The sequence below is a fragment of the Modestobacter muralis genome (assembly GCF_010682105.1).
GTDB lineage: Bacteria > Actinomycetota > Actinomycetes > Mycobacteriales > Geodermatophilaceae > Modestobacter > Modestobacter muralis.
Map to the genome: position 1 here is coordinate 105,039 of NZ_JAAGWH010000002.1, position 8,705 is coordinate 113,743.

Annotated in this window: 9 protein-coding genes; 8 read left to right on the forward strand and 1 reads right to left on the reverse strand. The window is 70.0% G+C overall.

What is annotated here, in order from left to right; translation table 11 throughout:
* The first annotated feature begins 27 nt into the window (after window positions 1-27).
* The 3 genes from GCU67_RS21230 to GCU67_RS00725 all read left to right on the forward strand — a co-directional run bounded on the left by GCU67_RS21230 (window position 28) and on the right by GCU67_RS00725 (window position 3,052).
* Window positions 28-153 (forward strand): Tm-1-like ATP-binding domain-containing protein, encoded by a 126-nt coding sequence (locus GCU67_RS21230; protein WP_211660520.1) that lies wholly within the window; start codon window positions 28-30, stop codon window positions 151-153.
* 219 nt (window positions 154-372) lie between these two features.
* Complete coding sequence (locus GCU67_RS00720) at window positions 373-2,148, forward strand: hypothetical protein (protein ID WP_163609041.1); 1,776 nt, start codon at window positions 373-375, stop codon at window positions 2,146-2,148.
* 10 nt (window positions 2,149-2,158) lie between these two features.
* Complete coding sequence (locus tag GCU67_RS00725) at window positions 2,159-3,052, forward strand: hypothetical protein (RefSeq protein ID WP_163609043.1); 894 nt, start codon at window positions 2,159-2,161, stop codon at window positions 3,050-3,052.
* 160 nt (window positions 3,053-3,212) lie between these two features.
* Here GCU67_RS00725 and GCU67_RS00730 read toward each other — a convergent pair whose 3' ends face one another.
* The gene (locus GCU67_RS00730; protein WP_163609045.1) at window positions 3,213-4,433 is read right to left on the reverse strand and encodes an oxidoreductase; all 1,221 of its coding nucleotides are present in this window, start codon (window positions 4,431-4,433) and stop codon (window positions 3,213-3,215) included.
* Window positions 4,434-4,586: 153 nt separating this feature from the next.
* Between GCU67_RS00730 and GCU67_RS00735 the strand changes: the two genes are divergently transcribed.
* The 5 genes from GCU67_RS00735 (at window position 4,587) to GCU67_RS00755 (ending at window position 8,699) form a co-directional block, all read left to right on the forward strand.
* Entirely contained in the window at window positions 4,587-5,132 is a 546-nt protein-coding gene (locus GCU67_RS00735) for a GIY-YIG nuclease family protein (RefSeq protein ID WP_163609047.1), read from the forward strand.
* Window positions 5,125-5,469, forward strand: a complete 345-nt coding sequence (locus GCU67_RS00740; RefSeq protein ID WP_163609048.1) for a hypothetical protein — start codon at window positions 5,125-5,127, stop codon at window positions 5,467-5,469. The genes GCU67_RS00735 and GCU67_RS00740 overlap by 8 nt, the downstream gene beginning before the upstream one ends.
* Window positions 5,470-5,828: 359 nt before the next feature.
* A complete protein-coding gene (locus GCU67_RS00745; RefSeq protein ID WP_163609050.1) occupies window positions 5,829-6,488 on the forward strand; it encodes a hypothetical protein in 660 nt (219 codons plus the stop codon).
* Complete coding sequence (locus GCU67_RS00750) at window positions 6,485-7,606, forward strand: PDDEXK family nuclease (protein ID WP_163609052.1); 1,122 nt, start codon at window positions 6,485-6,487, stop codon at window positions 7,604-7,606. Before GCU67_RS00745 ends, GCU67_RS00750 begins: the two co-directional genes overlap by 4 nt.
* Before the next feature lie 4 nt (window positions 7,607-7,610).
* Entirely contained in the window at window positions 7,611-8,699 is a 1,089-nt protein-coding gene (locus GCU67_RS00755) for an endonuclease NucS domain-containing protein (protein WP_163609053.1), read from the forward strand.
* The last annotated feature ends 6 nt before the right edge of the window (window positions 8,700-8,705 follow it).

The following is an 8,705-nucleotide window of genomic DNA, read 5'->3' on the forward strand; positions in this document are numbered from 1 at the left end:
GCTGCCGGTCCCGAGAGGAGGCGGTCGATGGCGACCGTGGTGCTGGTGGGCACGTTCGACACCAAGGGTGCGGAGTACGGCTGGCTGCGCGAACAGGTGGCCCGCTGTGCGACGTGGTGCGCGACGCCCGGACACGCTTGCACTGGGCGGTGAGGACGTCGGTGACCTGACCCGAGTTGCGGGTGCGCTCGACGTGGATCCGCGGTCGCGGAACCGACGTCGCGCGCACATCGGCGAGGCGGCGGCCGGACCGCTGCGGCGTGTCGGCCGGTGCGCCGCGACGGCGGCGTCCACGGGGCTTGTGCCCTCCCTCGGCCGGGGAGGAGATTGCCGCCAGCACGGGGGCCGCTGGTCGACGAACCGAGGTCCGCCATGCTCGACTACCACGCCCACTCCGTCGCGCTGGACGAGTTCACCGCGACGCTGAGCGCCGCGACGTTCCCCGACCCGGACGTCGAGGGCGCGCGCGAACGGGCGGTGCAGGCTGTGGCCGACGAGCCGGGCGGTGCCCTGCTCGGCGCGTTCGTGCACCACCTCGTCGCCCACGCCGCCTCGGACGGAGCCGAGCTCGACCTGCTGCGCCGGGCGGCCGACCTGTGGTCGCGGGGCCGTGCGGCCTGCGACCGGCTCGGCACCATCCGCGCCGACCTGGAGACGGCGATGGCGGACCCGGGCGACCCGGGCGCCGCCGACCGGCTCAACACCGCCACCGTCCGGGCCCAAGAGCTGGCCAACGAGGCGATCGGGATCGACCACGAGGTCGACGAGCTGCGCGCGGCCGCGCTGGAGTTCCCGCACCTCCCGCCGCACCCCCGGCAGTCCGGCCGGGACACCGACGTCTGGGGGTGGGGTGACTTGCAGCTGGCCCGGCGCACCGACGCCGTGGTGCGCTCGCTCATGCGCCGGGCCGAGGACACCGGGACGCTGGGGTTCGCCGTCGGAGTGGCCGGGGCATACGGCGCCAGCGCGACCGGGTCGGCGTACCTGGCGCACGCCGTGGGTGGGCCACGCCGGCTGCACCGGCACCGCGACCGGCTGGCGCGCAACACCGTCGGCGCCGCCCTGGCCGCCCAGCACCCGGCGGCCCGGACGCCCACCGCGATGGCAGCCTCCCTCGGCGCCGAGCTGCCGGCCGCGATCGAGCAGGCGCTGCAGGACGCGCTCGGCGAGGCATTCGACCTGACCCGCACACAGCCGGTCCCGGATCTGCGACTGGGGCACCGGAGGTTGGTCGAGCACCTGCAGCTGCTCGACCGTTTCGACCTCCCGGCCGCCCCCGCCCCACCCGCGCAGGTGTGGCTGGCGCGGCTGTACAGCGACCCGGGCAACCCGCCCCCGTCGCTACGGCCGCAGGATGTCGACGTCGTCGGTCAGGACGGCGGCGGCGTCGCCGTCGAGATGGGTCCCGGCCAGCCGGGGTCGAAGACCGCGGGGGACTCCGACAGCGCGAAGGCCAGCAAGGGCTGCGGCATCGCCGTCCTGCTGATCATCCTGATCGACCTGCTGCAGGCGTTCGTGCAGTGCATCGGCCAGTGGGCCAACGGCAACCGCTGCACCTTCTGGAAGAACATGCTGCTCAGCAAGCTGTGGGAGGAGGACCCACCGTCACCGCAGGACCCGGCCAACCCCGGTGTGTCGCAGCAGCAGCTGACCGTGGTGGGCGCGCAGCCGGAGGCCGCCGAGTTCGTCAGCGTGCTGTACGACGCCCATGCGCAGGCGTGGGAGGCGATGTCGCGGGCCCGCGCGTTCCTCGTGCTGACCGGGCTGGTGTACCCGACGCAGCTGGCCGGTCTGCCGCTGCATGAGCAGTTCCTCAGCCTGCAGGAGCTCGGCTCGTTCGTGCACCGCGAGGAGCCCGACCCGGTCGCCGCCTTCCATCGCCGGCCCACCACACCGATCGAGCACCGCGACGAGATGTCCTCGCCCTACCCGCACGGCGCCGGGCCGGCGGTGTTCCTCGACCCGACCAGCCGGCTGCACGCAGCGACGGTCTCGTTCGGGCTGTGGATCCAGGTGGTCCGTGGGGAGCAGGACAGCCAGAACCTCGACCTGGACGCCGACCGAGGGTGGGGCCACGCCTGCTGGACGGCGCCCTCGGTGCACGACGACCCCGTGGACGTCACCGTCCTCGGTTACGACGAGCAGTAGGAGACCGGTCATGGGTGGAAACCAGGAACGTGAGGGCGATCCGTCGGACACCCGGCCCTACCTGTGTCTGCCGTACTGGACGGCGCCGCTGACGCCCGGCGGGCGGTGGGACGACGGCGCGCAGCGGCCGCTGGACACGACCGCGGTGACCAGCTGGCTGTGCGACGCGGTCCACGCCGGGCCGTACACGCCGGGGCAACCGCTGGAGGTGTCGGTCGACGTGCGCAACGCTGGGGGCGGTAACAGCACGGCGATGGCCACCGTCGTCGTCTACTGGGCCGACCCCACGGTGGGCTTCGCGAAGCCGACGTTCCTGGCTGCGACGGTCGTGCCGGTTCCGCCGAGCCGGACGACGCCCGCGATGACCCGGACCCCCACGATGCGCGGCACCATCCCAGCCAGCGCCCCGGCGCACGTGTGCCTGCTGGTGGCCGTCTCGCATCCACAGGACCGGGCGGGCACGGTGTGTGACCCGGTGGGTGACCGGCACTGGGCGCAGCGGAACCTGACCGCCACCCCGGTCGCGCCCGGGGCACCGGCGCTGCTGCCGATGATGGTGGCCAATCCGCTGGCGGAGGACGGCTCGTTCACACTCGTCGTCCGGCGCACGGACGGGCTCCGCGCCCGGCAGGTCGCCGCGGAGACCGGCACGGTGCCCGGTGATGGCGCGTTGCTGCTGCGGCTGCTCGACGCCGACGGCGCGCAGGTGGGCCGCGGCGGGCGGTCGGTGTACCTGGAGCTGGGCCTGGGGCCGCGGGACGAACGCCGGTTCTCGCTGCTGGTGGAGGTGGTGGAGGAGCTGGCGCCGGGCACCAGCCTGGGGCTGGAGGCAGAGCTGTTCGAACAGTCGGGGGAGAGGGTGGTCGGGTCGCTCGGCATGGCCTTGGTCGGCCGGGTCGAATGACGTGCCGGCCCAGCCGCCGCGGTCAGCGTGCGACGACGGCGGTGCCGATCGTCCCGACGGAGAAGGCGATCGCCGACCAGGCCGAGGCGTTCACGGCGCTCACCCTGGCCCGACGGACTGCCGCCCCGGGGCGTATCCGGGGCGGCAGTCCGTCGTCCGGTCAGGCTGAGACGGGCACGTCGCCGAACTCGGCGACCGGGACGTCGGCCGCGGCGGCGGCCCGGACCTCGGCAGCGGTGGGCGGCAGCCCGATGCTCGGGGCGTGGCCGCGGAAGTTCTGCAGCCACCAGCGCCAGTCCGCCGGTACCAGGTCGAACGGTGCCTCGTGGCCGAGCTCGCGGGCGGCCCAGACCGGCCAGTGCGGGTTGGACAGCGCCGGACGGCCGATCATCGCGATGTCGATGAGCTCCTGGCGGATGACGGTGTCGGCGGTCTGCGGGACGCCGAGGTTCCAGCTGGTGGCGACCGGGATGCCGACCTCGCGGCGCACGCGGGTGGCCCGGGGGACGAAGCCGGCGGGCTCGTTGAAGAACGACGGGTTGACCATGTCGTCCGTGTTGCCGCCCATGGACAGGTCGGCGAGGTCCAGGCCGTGCTCCTTCATCCAGCCGATGGCCTCGATGGAGTCCTCGAACTGCACGCCGCCGGGGTGGAAGTCGTCGGAGCCCAGCCGCATGGTCAGCGGCAGGTGCTCGGGCCAGACCTCCCGGACGGCGTCCAGGGCCTCGAGCAGGAAACGGGCCCGGTTGCGGTTGCTGCCGCCGTACTCGTCGGTGCGCTGGTTGGCGAGCGGGGAGAAGAAGCTGGCGGCGAGGTAGCCGTGCGCGAAGTGCATCTCCAGCCACTCGTAGCCGGCGTCGGCGGCGCGGCGGGCGGCGTCGGCGTAGCTGCGGTGCAGCGACTTGATCTCGTCCACGGTGAGCTCGTGCACCGGGAAGGAGTGGTCGCCACCGGCGGGGATGGCCGAGGGGCCGACGGTCTGCCAGCCGTCCGGGTGGTCCGGCGGGAGGGCCTTCCAGCCGCCCTGGGCGTTGGTCTCCTTGTGCGGCGGGACCTCGCTGCCCTTGCGCCCGGTGTGCCCGAGCTGGATGCCCGCGACCCCGCCGAAGCGCTTGATGATCGAGGTGACCCGCTTGTGGCCCTCGATCTGGTCGTCCTTCCAGATGCCGGCGCAGGTAGTGGTGGTGCGCCCGTCGGGGGTGATGGCGATCTGCTCGGGGAAGACCAGCCCGAAGCCGCCCGCGGCGCGGGCCCCGAGGTACATGACGTGGTAGTCGTCCATCTTGCCGTCGACCGAGCCGTACATGGTCATCGGCGACATGGCGATGCGGTTGCGCAGCGTCACGCCCTTGAGCGTGAAGGGGGAGAAGAGGTCGGGCACGCAAGGTCCTCTCGAAGTCGGTGATTCGAGGCAACCTCCCGCTGACGCCGGTCTCGTTACGGACGTCGGGGACGGCGGTCAACTTCTCCGCACACTGCCGGTGGGCGGCCGTGCGGATTGGGTCCTCGGTGTTCCGGGCGCTTCACTATCGGCATGGACTCCGTGTGGGCCGGCCTGCGCTCTTCGCCCGTGCCGCTGTCCGAGGCTCGGACAGCTGTGCCGGCGGAGCCGGGGCTGTACGCGTGGTGGGGTCGGTTTGGCGCGCTGCCCGGCATCTCCGGCCCGCGGCACCCGACGGCCGAGCTGCAGCTGCTCTACGTGGGCATCGCCCCGAACGGGACGGCGTCGAAGTCGACCCTGCGCAGCCGCGTTGTGGGCGACCACATCCGCGGAACGACGGGCTCGTCGACGCTGCGCCGGTCACTTGCCGCGCTACTGAGCGAGCAACAGGGCTGGCAGAGCCGCTGGACGACGCGGCCGGTGCTGGTCAAGGCCGACGAGCTACGGCTGTCGGAGTGGATGGGGGAGAAGCTGCAGCTGACTTGGGTCGAGCACCCGGAGCCATGGACGGTCGAGGCCGAAGTGATCGCCGAGCTCGAGCCGCCACTCAATCAGGCCGACAACCAGGCGCACCCGATGTACGGCTTCGTGCAGGAGGCGCGAAAGCGTTGGCGAGAGCAGGCTCGGACTCATGCGTGAAGCTGAGGTTGTCGCAGCGTTCTGTGCTGCATCGCGAGCTGACGGTTGGGATGTCAGCACGGAGGTCGACTTCATCGACGTGGTGGCCAGACGCGACAGCCAGTCGCTCTACGCCGAGGCCAAAGGGATGACGACCTCGCCTGGCCTCGACGTCGACACGATGTACGGCCAGTTGCTCCGCCGGATGCCGGCAGAGCCGATGCCCGGGCTGCGGTTTGCAGTCGTCGTCCCGCAGCATGTGCTGTCGCTTGCCTCGCGGGTGCCGGCGTCAATACGTGGACTGTTGGGCATCGACGTCTATTCGGTGGCCGACGACCGAACGGTGCATCGTCACTGATCGCGTCGCCAGGCTGGGTATCTCTTTCTTGGACGCCCGCTCACCTCTGCTGACCCACCAGCACCGCCACCCTCGATCGGTGACCGTAGATTCCCAGTTTGGTGGTTGGTTTGAGCTTGGGACAGTGAGTGATGGACGGGAGATGGAATGAAATCAAGAGTTTGGGCGGCACTGACGCCCGGAGTCCGGGTGCAGATATCGGGCCGCAGGGTGGGTGCGAGTACCGGCCTGCGTGCGCCGGACAACACATCAGCGGCGGGCGGACGACGTCCATCAGCTGGCCCCACGAGCGGAGCAGGGCCTTGCGGCGTCGGCGTGGTGGGAGAGCTGGCCGCGTGAGCGCTGTGCGGAGCGATGACGTGGCACAGCTGGCGGTCTACGTGGATGCCCGCCTACGCGACGACTGGACCGAGTGGCCGGGGGGCTGGCCGGACCAGATCGAGATCGCATTGGTGGACGCGGTGATGTCGATCCGCGCCCGCTACGGTCGGCCCGCTGCAGTCAGTACTGCAGCGACGGGCGTCCATCGCGCAGTTGCCGGCTATCGGCAGCTGCGGGCTCCGACCCTTCAGCTGGACGATCTGGCTGTGCTCGCGTCCTTGGACTGGCGGACGGTGGAGCGCGCTGTGGGTCGTCAGGTCACCGGTGGTGTCCCGAAGGCGAGAGCGATCGTCGAGGCAGCCGGGCGGTTGACAGACGTTGGCGTGACGTCGGCGGCGCACCTCGACCTGAGCGACATGAAGCAGGTACGCGCCTACACAGGAGTACGCGGTCTCGGCAAGATCACCTGGGAGTACTTCGGCATGCTGCTCGGTCGGCCTGGGGTTAAGGCGGATCGGTGGGTGATCGCAGCGGTAGATGACGCAGTGAAGCGCAGGACATCCCCTGCTGAAGCACGCGAGATAGTGCTGGCAACAGCTGAGGCGATCGGCAAGGGCCCTACTGAGCTGGAGCACGCTCTCTGGGCACATCGACGACGATCCGCCCGCGGGGCGGCGGCAGGAGTGGGGACCCGATGACCGATCAGGCAATCTTCCTTGCGACGGATGGTCAGGTGACTGCCTTGCGCCATACCGACTACGACAGTGAGGACGTGCTGCAGGAGGTACTGGAGCGGTTCCCCGAGTTGATAGCGGGTGTTGCGACCACCGACGATCAACCTCGCTTGCTGCTCGTGCGGCGAGAGATGCCGGTTGCGGCGGCGGACAGCGTCGGTCTCTCCTTGGACCACCTCTTCCTCGACCAGTCTGGCGTCCCGGTGTTGGTCGAGGTGAAGCGTGCGAGCGATACCCGAGCCCGCCGGGAAGTGGTCGCTCAGATGCTCGACTATGCGGCCAACGGCATCACCACCTGGCAGAACGATCTCCGTGACGCTGTTGCTCAGGCCGCAGGCGACGCCGACCCTGCCCAGTACTTGCAGGAGAAGCTCGGCGTTTCAGACGCGGAGGCATTCTGGTCGACGGTCGAGGACAACCTGCGGGCAGGACGTATCAGGCTCATCTTCCTGGCTGATCGACTCGCCCCCGGTCTGGTGCGCATTATCGAGTTCCTCAACGAGCAGATGCGCGACGTTGAAGTCCTGGGCGTCGAGCTGCCGCAGTACACCGGCAGTACCGGACAGGTCGCTTACGTTCCCCGAGTCATCGGCCGAACGGCAGGCGCGGTGGACACCAAGCAGCGGCGTACGAAGCGTCCGGCGTGGACCGAGCAGACACTGCTCGCGGCGGCCGATGAGCACAGGCCGGCTGAGCGTGCCCTGATCGAACAGCTGCTGACCCACGTCAGAGCACGAGGCGGACGCTTCTCCTGGGGCACGGGCGGGACGGCTGGCGTGACCGGGTGGTATCCCGTCGACGGAACTGACACGCCTGTCTGGAACGTGAACGTGGGCGACTCGCTCTCCGAGGGGCAGCTGTACTTCGTGCTGCCGGAGTACGCGAGACGCCATCCGCAGCGCGCCGAGGTGTACGCCAACGCGGTGGCCGAGATCGAACAGCTTCGCGAGAAGGTCGACCAGGTTCGTTCGCGGGGCTGGAGTGGTTGGCCAGCCCTGCCCCTACGGCAGGCTGCCGCGTTGTCGGACGGCGTGATCAGGCCCGTCGACGTGGCCACGATCCAACCAGCGGACGAGGGGTAGGGACATGCCACTGGAGGTTGGGCTCTGGCGGGTAGACGGCGACAAACCGGTCAAGCTGACGGCGAGCGGCGTACCTCTCGAAGCGCAGCTGGAAGCCATGATCGAGGCGGATCCCGGCATCCTCGGTACGGCTCTGCTCCTCATCGGGCGGCAGGTGCCCACCGACTTCGGAAAGTTCATCGACCTGCTCGCGGTCGACGATGAAGGTGCGCTGCACGTACTGGAACTCAAGCGTGACCGGACGCCGCGCGAGGTCGTCGCGCAGCTCCTGGACTACGGCTCATGGGTGCGGACGCTGACACACGAGCAGCTTCTGGACATCTTCGCGACCTACCGGCCAGGCGCGGTCTTCGAGCAGGATTGGACGACGACCTTCGGCGGTGACGTTCCGGAGGAGTTGAACAGTGGACACCGGCTGACCGTCGTCGCGGGTGATGTGGATCCGGCGACCGAGCGGATCATCGCCTACCTGGCCGACTTCGCCGTACCGGTCAACGTCGTCTTCTTCCGGTACTTCGGCGACGGTGAACGGGCCTACCTCGCTCGGACCTGGCTCATCGACGAGGCGAGGACGCCGCCGCGAACAGGCGGTGTGAGCAAGGGTGGGTCGAAAGAAACTTGGAACGAGCAGGACTGGTACGTCAGCTTCGGCGAAGAGAGCGGCATCCGGAACTGGGAGGACGCCCGCCGCTATGGCTTCGTCTCGGCGGGCGGCGGTGAGTGGTTCTCCCGGACGCTCCGCAAGCTGCCGGTGGGCGGACGGGTGTTTGTCTGTATCCCCGGGAGAGTCGGCTATGTCGGGGTCGGCACTGTCATCGGGGAGGCGCAGCCGTTTGAGCAGGCGGTGGTGACCGTGGACGGCGAGCAGGTGGAGCTGGCATCGCAAGTACTGGAAGCGGGCTACACGCACCAGGCGCTGTCCAGCGGGGAGGACCATCGCGAGTACGTGGTCCCCGTCGACTGGACGATCACCCGTCCGCGGAGTGATGCCGTTTGGATGAGGGGCATGTTCGCCAATCAGAACAGTGCCTGCAAGCTCCGGAATCGCTTCACTCTGGAACAGCTCGCCCAAGCATTCGACCTCGGCGACTGAGGCGCC

Coding starts and splice junctions, on each gene's coding strand:
- GCU67_RS21230 (WP_211660520.1), top strand. CDS start 28: ATGGCGACCGTGGTGCTGGTGGGCACGTTCGACACCAAGGGTGCGGAG.
- GCU67_RS00725 (WP_163609043.1), top strand. CDS start 2,159: ATGGGTGGAAACCAGGAACGTGAGGGCGATCCGTCGGACACCCGGCCC.
- GCU67_RS00740 (WP_163609048.1), top strand. CDS start 5,125: ATGCGTGAAGCTGAGGTTGTCGCAGCGTTCTGTGCTGCATCGCGAGCT.
- GCU67_RS00750 (WP_163609052.1), top strand. CDS start 6,485: ATGACCGATCAGGCAATCTTCCTTGCGACGGATGGTCAGGTGACTGCC.
- GCU67_RS00735 (WP_163609047.1), top strand. CDS start 4,587: ATGGACTCCGTGTGGGCCGGCCTGCGCTCTTCGCCCGTGCCGCTGTCC.
- GCU67_RS00755 (WP_163609053.1), top strand. CDS start 7,611: ATGCCACTGGAGGTTGGGCTCTGGCGGGTAGACGGCGACAAACCGGTC.
- GCU67_RS00720 (WP_163609041.1), top strand. CDS start 373: ATGCTCGACTACCACGCCCACTCCGTCGCGCTGGACGAGTTCACCGCG.